General features: G+C 41.1%; 17 protein-coding genes. 8 read left to right on the plus strand and 9 right to left on the minus strand.

Annotation, left to right across the window (positions count from 1 at the left end):
- Window positions 1–44 precede the first annotated feature (44 nt).
- A complete protein-coding gene (locus NST57_RS16385; protein ID WP_008347057.1) occupies window positions 45–875 on the minus strand; it encodes an ABC transporter ATP-binding protein in 831 nt (276 codons plus the stop codon).
- Window positions 876–1,020: 145 nt separating this feature from the next.
- Window positions 1,021–1,467 carry a YusW family protein gene (locus NST57_RS16390; protein WP_196297682.1) on the minus strand — a complete coding sequence of 149 codons (447 nt, stop codon included), beginning with the start codon at window positions 1,465–1,467 and terminating at the stop codon, window positions 1,021–1,023.
- 113 nt (window positions 1,468–1,580) lie between these two features.
- On the opposite strand from NST57_RS16390, the gene NST57_RS16395 reads away from it, so the two are divergent.
- Complete coding sequence (locus NST57_RS16395) at window positions 1,581–2,423, plus strand: SDR family oxidoreductase (protein WP_142155947.1); 843 nt, start codon at window positions 1,581–1,583, stop codon at window positions 2,421–2,423.
- Window positions 2,424–2,667: 244 nt separating this feature from the next.
- Here the strand turns inward: NST57_RS16395 and NST57_RS16400 are convergent, their stop codons facing one another.
- Window positions 2,668–4,038 carry a S1C family serine protease gene (locus NST57_RS16400; RefSeq protein WP_341298888.1) on the minus strand — a complete coding sequence of 457 codons (1,371 nt, stop codon included), beginning with the start codon at window positions 4,036–4,038 and terminating at the stop codon, window positions 2,668–2,670.
- Window positions 4,039–4,375: 337 nt separating this feature from the next.
- On the opposite strand from NST57_RS16400, the gene NST57_RS16405 reads away from it, so the two are divergent.
- Both NST57_RS16405 and NST57_RS16410 read left to right on the plus strand, forming a co-directional pair.
- Window positions 4,376–5,050, plus strand: a complete 675-nt coding sequence (locus NST57_RS16405) for a response regulator transcription factor (protein WP_341298889.1) — start codon at window positions 4,376–4,378, stop codon at window positions 5,048–5,050.
- Window positions 5,047–6,378, plus strand: coding sequence for an ATP-binding protein (locus NST57_RS16410; protein ID WP_142155950.1), 1,332 nt, complete (start codon window positions 5,047–5,049; stop codon window positions 6,376–6,378). The genes NST57_RS16405 and NST57_RS16410 overlap by 4 nt, the downstream gene beginning before the upstream one ends.
- 20 nt (window positions 6,379–6,398) lie before the next feature.
- On the opposite strand, the gene spxO is transcribed toward NST57_RS16410, so the two are convergent.
- Window positions 6,399–6,563, minus strand: a complete 165-nt coding sequence (gene spxO, locus NST57_RS16415) for an anti-adapter protein SpxO (protein ID WP_008347070.1) — start codon at window positions 6,561–6,563, stop codon at window positions 6,399–6,401.
- A gap of 192 nt (window positions 6,564–6,755) precedes the next feature.
- Here spxO and NST57_RS16420 point away from each other — a divergent pair, with 192 nt between their 5' ends.
- On the plus strand, window positions 6,756–7,634 hold the full coding sequence (locus NST57_RS16420) for a TetR family transcriptional regulator (RefSeq protein WP_142155951.1): 879 nt from the start codon (window positions 6,756–6,758) through the stop codon (window positions 7,632–7,634).
- 117 nt (window positions 7,635–7,751) lie between these two features.
- Here the strand turns inward: NST57_RS16420 and fumC are convergent, their stop codons facing one another.
- Both fumC and NST57_RS16430 read right to left on the minus strand, forming a co-directional pair.
- On the minus strand, window positions 7,752–9,146 hold the full coding sequence (gene fumC / locus NST57_RS16425; protein WP_142155952.1) for a class II fumarate hydratase: 1,395 nt from the start codon (window positions 9,144–9,146) through the stop codon (window positions 7,752–7,754).
- Between the two features lie 87 nt (window positions 9,147–9,233).
- On the minus strand, window positions 9,234–9,401 hold the full coding sequence (locus NST57_RS16430) for a YvzF family protein (protein ID WP_003213147.1): 168 nt from the start codon (window positions 9,399–9,401) through the stop codon (window positions 9,234–9,236).
- Between the two features lie 113 nt (window positions 9,402–9,514).
- On the opposite strand from NST57_RS16430, the gene NST57_RS16435 reads away from it, so the two are divergent.
- Genes NST57_RS16435 through NST57_RS16450 form a run of 4 tightly spaced genes read left to right on the plus strand, consistent with a single transcriptional unit; the run spans window position 9,515 to window position 13,544 of the window.
- On the plus strand, window positions 9,515–10,939 hold the full coding sequence (locus tag NST57_RS16435; protein ID WP_142155953.1) for a spore germination protein: 1,425 nt from the start codon (window positions 9,515–9,517) through the stop codon (window positions 10,937–10,939).
- Entirely contained in the window at window positions 10,926–12,020 is a 1,095-nt protein-coding gene (locus NST57_RS16440; protein WP_142155954.1) for an endospore germination permease, read from the plus strand. The genes NST57_RS16435 and NST57_RS16440 overlap by 14 nt, the downstream gene beginning before the upstream one ends.
- On the plus strand, window positions 12,017–13,138 hold the full coding sequence (locus NST57_RS16445) for a Ger(x)C family spore germination protein (RefSeq protein WP_142155955.1): 1,122 nt from the start codon (window positions 12,017–12,019) through the stop codon (window positions 13,136–13,138). The genes NST57_RS16440 and NST57_RS16445 overlap by 4 nt, the downstream gene beginning before the upstream one ends.
- A 37-nt stretch (window positions 13,139–13,175) precedes the next feature.
- Entirely contained in the window at window positions 13,176–13,544 is a 369-nt protein-coding gene (locus NST57_RS16450; protein WP_007500307.1) for a hypothetical protein, read from the plus strand.
- A gap of 42 nt (window positions 13,545–13,586) precedes the next feature.
- Here the strand turns inward: NST57_RS16450 and NST57_RS16455 are convergent, their stop codons facing one another.
- From NST57_RS16455 to liaF, 3 genes are read right to left on the minus strand one after another with little or no spacing between them, the layout of a single operon-like run.
- Window positions 13,587–14,222 (minus strand): response regulator, encoded by a 636-nt coding sequence (locus NST57_RS16455; protein WP_142155956.1) that lies wholly within the window; start codon window positions 14,220–14,222, stop codon window positions 13,587–13,589.
- Window positions 14,219–15,283 carry a two-component system sensor histidine kinase LiaS gene (gene liaS / locus NST57_RS16460; RefSeq protein ID WP_142155957.1) on the minus strand — a complete coding sequence of 355 codons (1,065 nt, stop codon included), beginning with the start codon at window positions 15,281–15,283 and terminating at the stop codon, window positions 14,219–14,221. Before liaS ends, NST57_RS16455 begins: the two co-directional genes overlap by 4 nt.
- Window positions 15,280–16,044: a cell wall-active antibiotics response protein LiaF gene (gene liaF, locus NST57_RS16465; RefSeq protein WP_341299233.1), complete on the minus strand. Its 765-nt coding sequence runs from the start codon at window positions 16,042–16,044 to the stop codon at window positions 15,280–15,282. Before liaF ends, liaS begins: the two co-directional genes overlap by 4 nt.
- Window positions 16,045–16,073: the final 29 nt, after the last annotated feature.

The raw sequence follows: 16,073 nt of genomic DNA on the forward strand, positions 1-16,073 counted from the left end.
AACCTGACTCTGCGTGTAACAGATGTCAGGCTTTTCACATACGATTATCTTGCAGCAAGAAATGTTTCAGCTTGTGCCTGTTGGACAATACAGCGTCCTCTGCCGTGTGGAATACATAACGGTGTTCCGAATAAAGGATCTGTTGTGACTTGGCAGTTCATATCAAAAACATTTTTCACAAGATCACAGTTAATGACAGTTTCCGGTCTTCCTTCTGCATAAATCGACTTGTCTTTAATGGCCACAAGGTGATGCGCATATCTGCAAGCGAGATTGAGGTCATGCAGAACCATGACAATCGTGCGCTGCTCTTTTTCATTTAAATCAAAAAGAAGATCCAGGATTTCAATTTGGTGCGTCATGTCTAAATACGTTGTTGGCTCATCTAATAGAATAATATCCGTCTCCTGTGCCAATGTCATCGCAATCCATGCACGCTGCCTTTGTCCACCTGATAATGAATCAACCGTTCGATCAGCAAGGTCTTCCATCTTCGTTGACTTCAGTGCGCGATTAACTGCTTCTTCATCTTGCTTTGACCATTGCTTCAGCCAATTTTGATAAGGATATCGCCCTTGCTTGACGAGTTGATGTACTGTTAATCCTTCCGGCGCTTCTGGTCCTTGCGGAAGAATAGCGAGCTGTTTCGCCACTTCCTTTGTTGGTAATTTGGCAATGGAATGACCTTCAAGCAGGACAGAACCACCCATTGGCTTCATGAGACGCGCCAAAGAGCGAAGTAGCGTGGATTTACCGCATCCATTGCTGCCAATAAATACTGTGATTTCACCCTTAGGGATTGACACATTTAGTTCGTCGATGATCATTGTTTCTCCGTAACCTAAGCTTAAACCTTCAGTAGAAATGGCACTCATTCCGCTCAAACGCTCCTTTTCTCATCCAAATTTTTTATATTGAATATCGTCTATGTAGACGTCAAAGATCACTTATCTCAATTTAGTGTATCAGATTTAAGTGATTTTGAAAATCATTTTCAATTAAAAAATGAGAAAATCTCGTTTACTTTTTCTTTTCGAACGCACGTTTTGTCCCATCTTCGAGCTTCATATCGACTCGTATCCGCTGATAATCATCATCTAAATTAAAAGCAGATAATAATTCATTGACATACGTCTCATTCAGCTTTTCACTTGGAATAGACATATCATTTAGCTTCATCTTCATTTCACGTAAAGCTTCTTCCCCTTCATAGCGGACACCATTCATATGATCTCGAATCAGTGCTTCCTCTCTTCCACCGGCTTGACGATAGGTAGCTTCATATAATTCACTTTTTTGTCCATATTGTACGTGCAATTGCAAATGCTGAAATGGCAGTTCCTTCATTTGAACAGCTGACAGACTTTCAGCTTCGGCTTCATGTGGATGTTGTATTGGTTCGATTGAACGACAGCCAGACAGCATAAAGAACAGCACTCCTAGCAGTCCCGCCTTCTTCCAGCACATCATGTGTTTCCTCCTATTTCATAGCATCGTTTTTTATTCTTCTCCAAGCTTCTTTTCGTTATTCAATAAAACAGCAGACTATGGTAGATTAAAACAAAAAGGAGAACCGGATGATGAATAAAACAGCTATTGTGACTGGTGCTAACAGCGGTTTCGGAAAGCTCATCACACTGCGCCTCGCTCGGCAAGGGTACACTGTGATTGCTGGTGTAAGACAGGAGGCCAATGCGAAAAAGCTTGCCGAAGAAGTAAAGAACGCTGCTTTATCCGAATCGATACATATTGAAGCATTAGATGTGACAGATACACAGTCCATTCAAGCATTTCAGAAAAGGCTTAATGCCTATGCTCCCATTCACCTGCTTGTGAACAATGCGGGAACGGCCTATGCTGGTTTTGCTGAAGAAGTGCCTGTTGATCAGTACCGCGAGCAATTTGAAGTCAATGTCTTTGGTGTGATGGAAATGACACAAGCAGTCCTTCCGTTGATGACGAGCGGTGCAAAAATATTCAATATGAGCAGTATCAGCGGACTCATGGGAATGCCCGCACTCTCTCCATATGTATCGTCAAAGTTTGCGCTAGAGGGCTATACAGAGAGTTTGCGAATTGAGCTGGCTACGTTCGGCATTCAAGCCGCTTTAATTGAGCCGGGTTCTTTCCAAACGAACATTTGGAACACCTCCATGAATGAGCAAATGACACCGCCTGCTGAAGGTTCTAAATACACAGCTATTTATCAAAAGATGATGTCCTATATAGAGGCGCAAAAAAACAACTATGGAGATCCCGGTGAAGTTGCAGAGCTTGTGGTTTCGCTTGCAGAGAAGAAGCGACTAAAGAAGCTAAGGTATCTTGTGGGGAAAGGTGTTCGGCTTTCATTCATAGCAAAGCAGCTCCTGCCTTGGAATGTATGGGAAAACATTATTTTACGGACACTATCCTCAAAAAAATAGGCACAAAAAAACAGGTGGATCGTTTATCCACCTGTCAGCGTGTAGACAAACCCTCGCATTCTTTGTCAGTCCTGCGCGCTGGTGCTCACGAATGACAAATTCGCTCCGCGCTAGTACTCGTCCTTCCTAGGGCTGCAAAGGTTTTCTATCACGCTGAAAAAAAGAAGACAAAGGGCTAAATAAAGTTCATTTTAGCCCTTTGTCAACAATCTAACAGGTGGATCATTTATCCACCTGTTTTCTTTTATTCGTTATCAGACTGCCCAAGGGTAATATCAAGATTTTTGTTCTTTCCATCACGGATGACAGTCATTGTCGTTTTATCGCCAATTTTTGTTTCTTTATAAAGGATTTCTTTCAGTTGTGAGCTGTTCGCTACATCTTTCCCTTTGAACTTGATGATGACATCGCCAGACTTCAAGCCTGCTTTTTGTGCAGGAGAGCCTTTTGAAACATCTTTTACATAGATGCCTTTACCGATTTGTTTATCAAATAGGCCAAGCGTATTTTCCTGATACGTTTCAGGGACTTGCTCAAGGTCAATCATTTGTACGCCAAGGTAAGGACGTTCGACTTTTCCATTTTTCAATAGCTGATCGACGATCGGTTTTACATCATTACTTGGGATCGCAAATCCAAGTGATTCTACTCCACTTTCGCTAATTTTCAAGCTGTTGATGCCGATGACTTGACCGTCTGTATTGATCAGCGGACCACCGCTGTTTCCAGGGTTAATGGCTGCATCTGTTTGAAGCACATTCATCTCAACGGTTCCAGATGATGTACTTGCTTCAACGGTACGATCGAGACCACTAATAATCCCTTCTGTTACTGTACCAGAGAACTGTGCACCGAGCGGGTTCCCGATTGCGATGACTTTGTCCCCAGCCCGAAGCTTAGAAGAATCTCCAAAGCTTGCAACTTTATCAATGCCGTCAGCGTTTATTTCTACGACAGCTAAATCTGTCATTACGTCACTGCCAACAAGCTTCGCATCTTTTGTTTTTCCATCGTATAGTGTGACCTTTAATTTATTGGCACCCTCGACTACATGGTTATTTGTGATAATGTATGCTTTTTTGCCATCTTTTTTGAAGATGACACCAGAACCCGTTCCAGCTTCTGCTTCAGTTGAATCACCGCTAAGACCGAACGAGTTTTGTGTAGATTGATAGTTTGAAACCCCTACAATCGTCGGCTCTAAATCTTCTACCATATCAGCAACATTCGTCGCATTGGTGATTTGTTTTGTTGAGAAATTTTCAGATGAAGCCGGTTCGCTTGATGCTGTTTGGGTTTGAGTGTTTGCCGCTGTATCTTGTGACTGCGGTAAAAGCGGTGTAATGCCAAGCACAAGACCGCCGCCAATAATCCCTCCTAGAATCGGGCTCAGCCATGCAGCCTTCCGTTTTTTCTCCTTTTTAGACGAACGGTCATCAATCACTTGAGGAGATCCGTTTGTCATTCTCTCTTGAGAGGCAGATGCTTCGTTTTCATGATGGTGAAAAACGAGTTCTTTCTCTTTTTCTGGTTCTTCTATTTGTTTCTCATTCTCTTGATGTGTGTTTTCTTGATCATTCATCTTTTTCTCTTCATCTTCTCTTCGGAAATCCATCGCTTGCACTCCTTTGCATCATTTTCATGAAATGCTTCATTCATATGTCTAGACAGGACGCATGTCCCCTTAATGGTAACGTCATTGAAAAATTCTTTATGACAATATGTCAAATTATATAATACTTATTCATAGAAAAAAAGCAAGGTGTGCACATTGGTGAAAAGCACCTATTCATTAGCCTTTTGTCTATGCCCTTTTTTCCCTTGAGCTTATCATAAACAAACATTATGGGATAATGATGAGAAGAATATGTGAAATTGTGAAAAAAGCGTGTGATTGTTGACATGCCGCCTTTGTATCCCGTTATAATGACGATGAGAGGATGTGGAAGACTTTGTCGTACACCATTTATTTAGTTGAAGATGAGCAGAATTTAAATGAATTGTTGACCAAATATTTAGAGAGTGAAAATTGGAATGTTTCCTCTTTTTTAACCGGGGAAGCGGCACGCGAGGCAATGAACAAGCCGCCGCATCTATGGATTTTAGATATTATGCTGCCTGATACAGACGGCTACACACTCATTAAAGAAATCAAAGCAGCCTCGCCTGACGTACCGGTCATTTTTATTTCGGCACGTGATGCAGATATTGATCGTGTGCTTGGCTTAGAACTCGGAAGTAGTGATTATATTGCGAAACCCTTTCTTCCTCGCGAGCTAATTATCCGCGTGCAAAAGCTGCTGGAGCTTGTATATAAAAACAGTGACACACCGCAGCAAAGCGTCACACCCGTTTCTTCCTATATCATCCATGAGGACGTAAGAGAGGTGTATGAAGGAGATCAGCTGATTAACTTAACGTCTAAGGAATTTGATTTGCTGCTTTTATTTACCCATCATCAAGGGCATGCCTTTTATCGGGAAGATATCCTCGTCAAGATCTGGGGGCACGATTACTTCGGGACAGATCGTGTGGTCGATGATCTTGTCAGACGGCTGCGCAAAAAAATGCCTGACTTAAAAGTCGAGACCATTTATGGATTTGGTTATAGGATGCTAAAGGGATGAAGAACAAACCGCTCGCTTTTCAAATTTGGGTTGTGATCTCTGGCATTTTGCTCACAATCTCAATTGTCCTGATCATTCTATTTTCCAATACATTACGTAATTTCTTCACAGATGAAATTTATAAAAATATCGAAAATGAACAGCAAGTGTTAACAGAATACCCTCTGAATCGAGACGGCTCACCAAAGTCGACACCGGAAAACCGCTCAGTTCAGCACATTCTGATTCCGTCAGATGAATTAAATCAAATGGCTCAGTTTTTCCCGCATGCTTTTATTGAAAAAGTGCAGTCCTTTGTTAAAAAACAAAAAAGCGCAACAAAACGCTATTCGGAAGAAGTGAATGGCCAGCACATCTTTTTTGTGATCAAAAAAGTCTCAACAGGTAATACACAATATATTCTCTTGTCATATGCACCAGATTCTTATCGAGATGATTTGTCCTTTACGCTGTTTAAACAGCTGATATTCATCTTAGGATCGGTTATTTTACTAAGCTGGATTCCGTCAATTTGGCTCGCCCGCTACTTATCACGTCCAATCGTCGCATTTGAAAAGCACGTCAAGCGCATTGCACAAGAAGACTGGGACGATCCTGTGATTGTTGACCGGCAAGATGAAATCGGCAAACTGGGGCATACGATTGAAGAAATGAGACAACAGCTCATTCAAAAGGATGAAACAGAACGAACGCTTTTGCAAAATATATCACATGACTTAAAAACACCTGTGATGGTCATCCGCGGTTATACGCAGTCCATTAAAGATGGAATTTTTCCTAAAGGAGATCTTGAACAAACGGTGGAAGTCATTGAAGGCGAAGCGGAAAAGCTTGAGAAGAAAATCAAAGATTTGCTGTATTTAACAAAGCTTGATTATTTATCAAAACAACATCCGGCGCATTCTCCCTTCCTTGTGAGTAATACAATGCTGGAAGTGGTTGACCGTTTACGCTGGTCAAAAAATGAATTGCAGTGGAACGTGGACTTAGATGATGAGGCTACACTTGAAGGCGATCCAGAACAATGGAGCAAATTATTTGAAAATGTATTAGAAAATCAACTTCGCTACGCAAAAAGTAAAATTGATATTCATATGAAGCAGGAAGAGGATCAAATTCGCATCGTCATTCGTAATGACGGTCCTCCAATTGAAGAACACATGCTATCCAGCCTATACGAACCTTTTAGTAAGGGAAAAAAGGGCGAATTCGGCATTGGATTAAGCATTGTCAAACGAATTCTTTCAATGCATCAAGCGTCTATATCAATTGAAAATGATGAACTAGGTGTACGCTATACGATCACTGTTCCAAAGAAGAGGCTGTAGGTTTTAAACCGCAGTCTTTTTTAGATGAATGAATACCCATTAAAATCACGGTATGTGGCTTTGATCTTCTTGCCAGCTTGATACATCCATTTCTTTTCAATGGTTGTCTCTTTCGGCATTTTGACTTTTTCTACTTGAATTCCTTTTGCTTTCAAGCGTCTAATCATATCATCGATTTCTCTCATGGAACATCATCCTTTCACATATTTTGACCAGTTGGTCACCTTACTTTATAATATAAAGAATTACACTGTAAAAAACAAGTTACAATCTGATTAATTTTTGAAAACTTTTGTCGTTTATGACCGATAAGTCACATCTCTTTGCGCACGTTTCCTAAGACATTTGTCGCTCGGTAAGAAAGGATGACATTCATATTGAAAAAGAAAGAAAAAATGATCATTGAGGCTGGTATGAAGTTATTTGCCAGCAAAGGCTATAATACAACGTCTGTTCAGGAAATTGCGGATGAATGCCACATGTCAAAGGGTGCGTTTTACCTTTATTTCAAATCGAAGGAAGCACTGCTTATTTCGATCTTGCATTACTATTACGATAAGGTATTTACCCGGATTCATGAGGTTCAAACAGAAGGCGGAACACCAAAAGAAGCCTACCGGAAACAGCTCACTGTCTATTACGATAATATTTTGCAGCAAAAAGATTTTATTAAAATGCAGCTAAGCGACAGGGCGCTCCCATTGAATGAAGAAACGCAGCAGCTCGCAAAGCAAATTCGACTTGCGACGATTCAGCTGCACATTGATAACATGAAGCAAGTGTATGGAGATGCAGCCATTCCTTATATGGCTGATCTATGTTTAACGATCGAGGGCATGAGTCACGTTTACTTTGAGCTGGCCATTTTATATGATTTTCAGCTCGAAGCAGAGGAGCTTGCCGCAACAATGATTCACCGTATCGATGATCTAATGGGCGGTATGACGAAGCGCAATGACCCTCCGCTCATTTCTGTGGACCAAGCAAGCGACTGGTTCGGTCCTATTTATGAACGGTCATTTGACCCGCTCACAGACTCTCTATTAAAAGAATTAAGAGAGCTGGCAGAAGATCATTATGAAGTGAAAGACGAGCCAGATTTATTTGAAGCGCTTGGCATTTTAGAAAACGAGTTAAACAAACAAAAACCAAGACAAGTCATCGTCAAAGGCATGCTTTACCAATTGAAATTATACACACCGCTTCAGCCAGTCTCCAGCTCCTTATTACGCATTCTAAAAGAAGATCATTTATAAAACCTAGGGCGAGCCCTGGGTTTATTATTGTGACAAAAACAAACAATCAAACTTCTTTTCTGTGATTTCAAGGGAGTTTCCATTAAAAAAACCAGAGGCACAGAGGCCTCTGGTGTCTTATTTTGCTTTTGGTGTCACCATTTCTTCTGGTTTCACAAACTCTTCAAACTGCTCTTCTGTTAATAGTTCTAATTGAAGTGCAGCTTCTTTTAGCGTTAATCCTTCTTTGTGCGCAAGCTTTGCAATTTTCGCTGCATTTTCATATCCGATGTGCGGGTTGAGTGCCGTCACAAGCATCAATGAATTGTTTAGGTTTTTCTCGATCGTTTCTAGGTTTGGTTCAATTCCAATGGCACACTTGTCATGGAATGAGTTCATACCGTCAGCAAGCAATTCAACTGACTGCAAGAAGTTATAGATGATGACCGGCTTAAATACATTCAGCTCAAAGTTTCCTTGGCTGGCAGCAAAACCGATCGTTGCATCATTCCCCATGATTTGTGCGGCAACCATTGTTAAAGCTTCACTTTGAGTTGGGTTGACTTTTCCTGGCATAATGGAGCTGCCTGGCTCATTTTCAGGAATGATCAATTCACCAATTCCGCAGCGAGGACCACTTGCAAGCCATCTCACATCATTGGCAATTTTCATTAAGTCCGCTGCAAGTGCTTTAAGTGCACCGTGTGCATATGTGATTTCATCATGGCTTGTCAGCGCATGGAATTTGTTTGGTGAAGAATTGAAAGTTTGACCTGTTAACTGGCTGATTTCTTCTGCCACGTATTTGCCAAACTCAGGATGTGCGTTGATTCCTGTACCAACAGCTGTTCCGCCAATTGCAAGTTCTCTCATTTTTTCAGTAGATTCTAAAATCATTTCTTTTGAACGATCAAGCATGTACACCCAGCCGCTAATCTCTTGGCCCACTGTAAGTGGTGTTGCATCTTGCAAATGCGTACGGCCAATTTTCACGATCTCTTGGTATGCTTTTGCTTTCTCATCAAGAGTCGCTCTTAACTGATCAATCGCAGGCAATAGCTTTTTGTACACAGCTAATACAGCTGCCACATGCATAGCCGTTGGGAATGTATCATTTGAACTTTGGCTGCGGTTGACATCATCATTCGGGTGAATGCTGAATTCACTATTTTTATCTTTCAAGTAAGCAGTTGCTCTATTTGCAACGACTTCGTTCATGTTCATGTTACTTTGTGTTCCACTTCCTGTTTGCCATACAACAAGCGGGAAATGCTCGTCATATTTTCCACTGATGATGTCATCACATACAGCAGCAATCGCTTCTGCTTTTTCACTTTCTAAGTTGCCAAGACGTTCGTTGGCAATCGCTGTGCTACGTTTCAAAATTGCAAACGCATTCACAACTTCCTTTGGCATTTTCTCAGAACCGATTTTGAAATTTTCTTTGCTTCGTTGTGTTTGTGCACCCCAGAACTTGTCCTGTGGCACCTTGATTTCGCCCATTGTATCTTTTTCGATTCTAAATTCTGTCATTATGTATCCCTCCATAGCTTCATCACTCATCTCTATTCTATACAAAAAACGAAAATCCTTTAAGCGTTTTCAATTAAAATTTTATCTTTATTTTAATTTTAGTTCAATATAAACACGAACATCTTTGGAATATTTGTATTTCGGATTGGTTTTTCCGTAATCTTTTGACGTATAAGTCACCTCATAATGCTTGTCAAACGACTGTAGAATACGGTCGATCTCCTCTTTTGTTCCTGCTAAACGAATTTGCGCCATCTTCTTTCCTCCAACACCGTGATTCTTTCATATACCACAAAATAATGTAACACAGAATATTGTTTTTTCAAGCAGGTAATGCTAAGAAAAAGAAATTGAGGCGGGTGATCCATTTGAATCAAACTCCATTGAAAGAGCACTTATACGATAATCTCTCTGTCATTCTCCCTCAGTTAAAGGACATGGATGATTTGATCCATGATAAAAAAACATTACCTCATGGTCAGGTTGTTTATTATTTATATATTAAAGAAATGAACGAAGCGATGCAGATTCAAACCTTCTTAAAGCTACTATTGCAAGATCATGCCTCTCTAACAAAAGAGAAGCTAGAATCCAATTTATCGATGATGACTACCCGTACGGTAAAAACCTCTGAAGAGCTAGTAGATGCTATTTTCCAAGGACATTGTGTCGTACTGATTAACGGATTTCAGCATGCTTATATTTTAGAAACACACGGAACGAAGAAACGCAGTTTAGGAGATGCTACATCTGAAACCGTCGCAAGGGGGCCAAAAATTGGCTTCATTGAAGATTTAAACACGAACTTGGCTCTCGTCAGACAACGTTTGAAAAACCCTGATCTCAAAACAGTAGATATGAAAATCGGCGAAAAGAAATACACCCAGGTATCCATCATGTACATTGACGGTATCGTTGAGCCCCCTGTTTTAAAAGAGGTAAAAAAGCGTCTCAAACAAGTCACGATTGATGATATTCAAGACTCTGGCGTTCTTGAGGAGCTCATTGAAGACAATGTGTATTCTCCTTTTCCGCAAATTCAAAACACAGAACGGCCTGATAAAGTGGCATCTGCTTTAAACAATGGACGTGTCGCCATATTTGTCGATCATTCGCCTTTTATCTTAATTGTGCCTGCTTCCCTAGCAACGATTATGCAGTCACCTGATGATTATTATGAAAGGTGGATCGCTGCCTCTCTTATTCGTTTGCTACGTTTTACGTCCATCTTTCTCACATTGTTTTTATCAGCCATTTATATTGCCCTTGTGTCCTTCCATCAAGGTCTTTTGCCCACAACTTTAGCTATTTCCATCTCAAGCACACGAGAGAATGTCCCCTTTCCTCCTATTGTGGAAGCACTCATCATGGAAATGACCATTGAGCTGCTGCGAGAGGCTGGGTTAAGGCTTCCTAATCCACTTGGACAAACAATCGGACTTGTGGGCGGTGTTGTCATTGGGCAGGCAGCCGTACAAGCCCATATCGTCAGCTCCATTATGGTCATTATTGTCAGCGTCATTGCACTTGCATCCTTTACCTTTCCTCAATATGGAATGGGGATATCATTTCGTGTCCTTCGCTTTGTATCCATGTTTACTGCAGCTGCATTCGGTTTATATGGACTTGTCCTGTTTATGCTCGTCTTACTCACTCATTTGACAAGACAAAAAAGCTTTGGCACTCCATATTTTTCACCAGATTTTGTGTTCAGTTATAAAAATGAGGACAATTCCATCATCAGATTGCCTTTGAAAAATCAAAAGAAAGGGGAACGACATGGTCAATCATAAAGAGTCGATCACAAGCTATCAGGCAAGTGCCATTATCGCCAATACCACGCTAGGCGCAAGTATGATGATTCTGCCAAGATCAATGGCTCAAACTGCGCCTACACCTGACGGCTGGATTGCACTCTTACTCATGAGTGTGATATACATTGTGTTCATTTTTGTCAATGTGCTCATGATGAAAAAGGTCTCCTTTTCTTCCTACTATGACTATACAAAAGAAGGACTTGGGAAATGGATTGGCTCACTTGCCAACCTGTTGATTATTATTTACTTTCTCGGCGTTGCCAGCTATGAAGTACGAGCCATGTCTGAGATGGTAAAATTCTTTCTACTTCAAAACACACCTGTAGCCGTGACGATGATCAGCTTTATTTTGGTTGGTTTTTACCTTGTGATTGGGGGGATTGGTGATTTTGCCCGGCTGTGCCCTTTTTTTCTGATTGTCACACTCATCATCTTATTTGTAGCCTACGGACTTAGTGTACAAGAGTTTAAGCTCGATAACCTACGGCCAGTTTTAGGAGAGGGCTTTTCCCCTGTTTTCAATTCCTTGAATGCTTCGGCCATTTCGTTTGTCGGCATTGAAATGATGCTTTTCATGCCTGCCTATATGAATACGCAAAAACACACTTTTGCATATGGCTCCATCGGCTTTTTGATTCCTGCGATCATCTATATTTTCACCTATATTCTTGTGGTTGGTGCGCTCACGGTGAAAGAAACGGCGACTCTGACGTGGCCGACCATTGCCTTATTTCAATCATTTGATATTCAGGGGATTTTTATTGAACGGATTGAATCCTTTTTGCTGATTGTTTGGCTTGTCCAGCTTTATACGAGCTTTGTAGGATATACGTTTTTTGCGGCAGTGGGGGTCATCAAATTGACTAAATTCCCAAAAAAAATCGCACTTGCCTTGATGGGCATTGTGATCTTCTTTGCCGCTCTTTTCCCAAAAGATGTTGATACGGTCCGAGACTATTTAACCTACGTAAACAACTTGTTCTTTCTTCTATTTGGTATACTCCCGTTTCTTTTATTTATCATCGTATTTTTCAAAAGGAGGCGGAAAACAGCATGAAAAAGAAAGCGGTTCTTGCGCTCTTCTCACTGATTCTATTATGCGGGTGCTGGGATAGTACAAATATCGAGGAGCTCAACATGGCAATTGGATTTGCTGTAGATAAAGGAGATAACGGACATAAATTGAAGCTGTCTATGCAGGTGCTCGTTCCGCAAAAAATTGAGCAAGAATCAAGCGTGAAAGATCCGACGAAGATTATTGAAACAAGCGGTGATTCCATACACCAAATTTTTCGTACGACGGCCCTAAAAACACACCGCATTTTTGCTCAGCAGCTGAGGGTTTATTTGTTTTCTCAAGACCTTATCAATGAAAATAATTTCGATTTGGTCATCAATCAATTCATTCGAGACAATGAAACACGAAGAGGAAGCCTTGTCTTTATGGCTTCTGAGAAGCCTGGAGATATGCTGAAAATCAATGACGACGGGCAGCCTGCGGCTTCCACCTTATACGATATTTCTTCGAATACAAAAACGACCATTCGTATGTTAAAGCCCGTTTCATTAGGAGATATTTCTTCTGCTATGCAAAACAATGTATCTTTTGCTGTTCCGAAAGTCAGTGTAGATCAAGGGAAATTAATGCTCGACGGTGCCTCTATTATTAAAAACAAACGATTTCTCACCAACATCTCTCCGTTAGCCGTGCAGTCATACAATCTATTAACTGGGGACGGAAAAGGCGGAGTCGTTGATTTTAAATATGCTCACAGCATCTATTCTTTTGAGATATTTAAACTAAAACACAACATTGAAACGAATAAAACAGCCAGCGGAAGATATCAATTTAATGTGTCAGTGAAGCTTGATGGAAGATTGTCTGAGGATTGGAATGAGCGGGAGAACGCATTTAATGAAAAGTATCTTCAAGAAATTGAGCGTGCAGTGGAGCGTCGATTAGAGAAAGATACAAAAGATTTCATTGAGGAATTACAGCACGAGATCAAAGCAGATATTTGCGGGTTTTCTCAAAAAGCAAGCATTGCATATCCGAAGGACTTTCGAAAAGAAGCGAAACATTGGGATGACATCTTTAGTGAATCGGATATTCGTTACAAGGTAAATGTGAAAATCCGTGACTTCGGGACTAAGGGCGCAACACAATCCTTATAGAGTATGTTAAAATAGTAAGAAAAAAAGGGTGTCAATCATGAAACGAGCTTTACTTTCGGCCGGCATTCTATTTTTGATTCTAGGAATACTTCTGTTAGTCGTGGTATTCATGCAATCAAAAGAAGATTTCTTCATTGAAGCCGACAGCTTTTCAAGCACATTTTTGATCGTGATTTATTATGGACAAACCCCTGCGCTCCTTCTGATTGGAGGCGGTTTATTTGTTGGACTTTCACAGATCATTGATTTGCAAGAGAAAAAAGCGGCAGTGGCAAAGGAAAGCGTCAAACTGCTTTCCGAGATGAAGAAAACCCTAGAAGACAAATCGGCCGAGGAGCAGGAGGCTTTTCCAGTTCCTGAGCTCCATCAACTATCCGAACGTCCGATCACAGGACAGAAGGACTAACTTTGCGCATGTTCTAGCAGCTTTCATTTGAAAGCTGTTTTTTTATTGAATCAGCTTATGGCGGTGTGCATACACGGCTGCTTGTGTGCGGTCTTCTACATCAAGCTTGGAAAGAATGTTGGTAATGTGCGTCTTGACTGTTTTGATGGTAATAAACAATTCCTCAGCAATGACCTTATTCGACTTCCCATCTGCAATCAGCTTTAATATTTCCATTTCTCTTGCGGTTAACGAATCGTGCAGAATGGACCCATTTGATGAATGGCGGAGTTTGTTCATGACCTTTCCAGCTACTTTTGATTCAAGCCTTGGTTCGCCGATACTCGCAGACCGAATGGCATCAGCAATTTCTCCTGCCTTTGATGTTTTTAAAAGATAACTTAAGGCACCAGCCTCAATCACTGGATAGACTTTATCATCATCAATGAAGCTTGTCAGTACAATAATCCGGGCATCCTCCATTTCCTGACAAATTCTTTTCGTTGCTTCGATGCCATCCATTCCTTCCATGACAAGATCCATTAAAATCACGTCTGGCTTTAATTCAATCGCTAGTTCTACACCTTTTTGTCCATCTGACGCTTCACCGATGACTTCAATATCCGCCTGTGCCTCTAAAAAAGCAGCAAGACCCATTCTCACCATTTCGTGATCGTCAATTAAAAGCACTCGAATCATCGAACGTTCTCTCCTTTTCCTTCATCAAAAATGGGAACCTTCACATCAATTTGTGTGCCTTTTCCCTCAAATGACATAATCTCTGCGACACCGCCTACTTCACTTGTTCTTTCTCGTATCGATTCAAGTCCGTAGGAAGCAGTCTTCACATGATCTGTTTGAAAACCGATCCCGTTGTCGATAATTTTCAGCTGAACTTGACGATTTCGAATGAGCAGACGCACTGTCACCTTTGTTGCCTTCGCATGCCTAAACACATTGGAAAGAGCTTCTTGCACAATTCGGAACAGATGGTCCTCCACCCCTTTAGACAGCGGCGCATCATCTTCTATTTCCCAATCAATATCAATTGGCTGCTTTGCCTGAAATTCATTGAGCAGCTCAATCAAGCCTTTTTTCAAGTCTTTTCCTTCAAGGGTGATCGGTCTTAAATGCAGAAGGAGTGCACGCATCTCATTTTGTGCATCGCCAGCCATTCGTTCCACAAGACGCATTTGCTTTAAAATCTTTTCATCCTTTTCCTTCATACCTTCAAGAATCGCGGACGTCATCATCGAAATGGCGAATAGCTGCTGGCTGACTGCATCATGCAGCTCACGTGCTAGACGCTGACGCTCTTCAGAGACAACCGATTTTTTCATTTGAACCTGCCATTCAGCTCGCTCATTTGAGAGCTTTTGTAAAGAGGCTACTTGCCCTTCTACTCGTTTCGCCATTTCATTTAATTGATCTGCCGCCAAACCAATTTCATCATCACCTAAAGAAGGCAGTCTATACGCAAAATTTCCATTTTCAAATTTCAAAATCGACTCCACAAGCTGATCCAGCCGCTTCTTATGCTGATAGCCAAACACGTGCCCTGCTGATACACCAATGGCAAGACTAATAATGAGTAAAATACAAAAAAACGGGATGCCGAACCACCGCGTAGACAGCAAAATCATGGGATCAAGCTGGTAATACAAAAACATCGGGAGTGTCGTCATGATGACAACACCAAGCGAGATACCGACTGCCAGACGAACAGATTGCCACTGGATGCCTAAATGCAGTTTTCTCATAAGTACCTCACATCCACATCCCCAATCAATAGAGAAATGGAGATTTTCACTTTTCGCTTGCTCTCATCATAATCATTTGTCATGACATACACTTTACTGCCGAACCCGCTTCTTTTTTCATCAATGATTTTCATATCACCAATTGCAGCCGAAGCACTCACACACACTTCAATATCCTGCGGTACGTAAATATCGACATCTCCGATGAGCCCGCTAATGACGATGGTGCTTTCTTCCTCTGCAATGATGGCCTTTGATAAGTCAATTTTGACGTCGCCAATAAAACCTGAAATGGTCAAATCACTTAATTGAAATGGCTTTTTCATCAGCCTGACTTCACCGATAAAGAAATCATGCTCTTTGCGCGGCTTTGTCTGGCTTTTTGTTTTCTTCTGATCGCCCTCTTTTTCAAGATTGACTTTCAATGAAGACTTCCCATCGTCTGAGGTTTCCTTTTTATCCACATCAAAAACAGGTTTGTTTTTCAATAAACGATAACCCGCATAGATCAAAAAGGCAGCAAATAAATACCCAGTCAAACTAAACGTGATATTTAGCAGAAACTTCAAGAAGAGAAAGCCGGCAAAAATATAGGATACCGAACCGAGCCAACGTTTGGATCGTGAGTGCAGCCAATAACCAGCTAGAGCAAAAAACACTGGCCAAAATAGGTCTGCCCCAATCCCAATAATTTTGAGAAAAAGATTAATACCGAAAATCACCACAATGATGCCTAAAATTTGATTTCTAGAAAAACGCAGTTGACTCGCCTCCTTCCTTTTTACGTTTG

The organism is Bacillus sp. FSL M8-0077 (assembly GCF_038050255.1).
GTDB lineage: Bacteria > Bacillota > Bacilli > Bacillales > Bacillaceae > Bacillus > Bacillus altitudinis.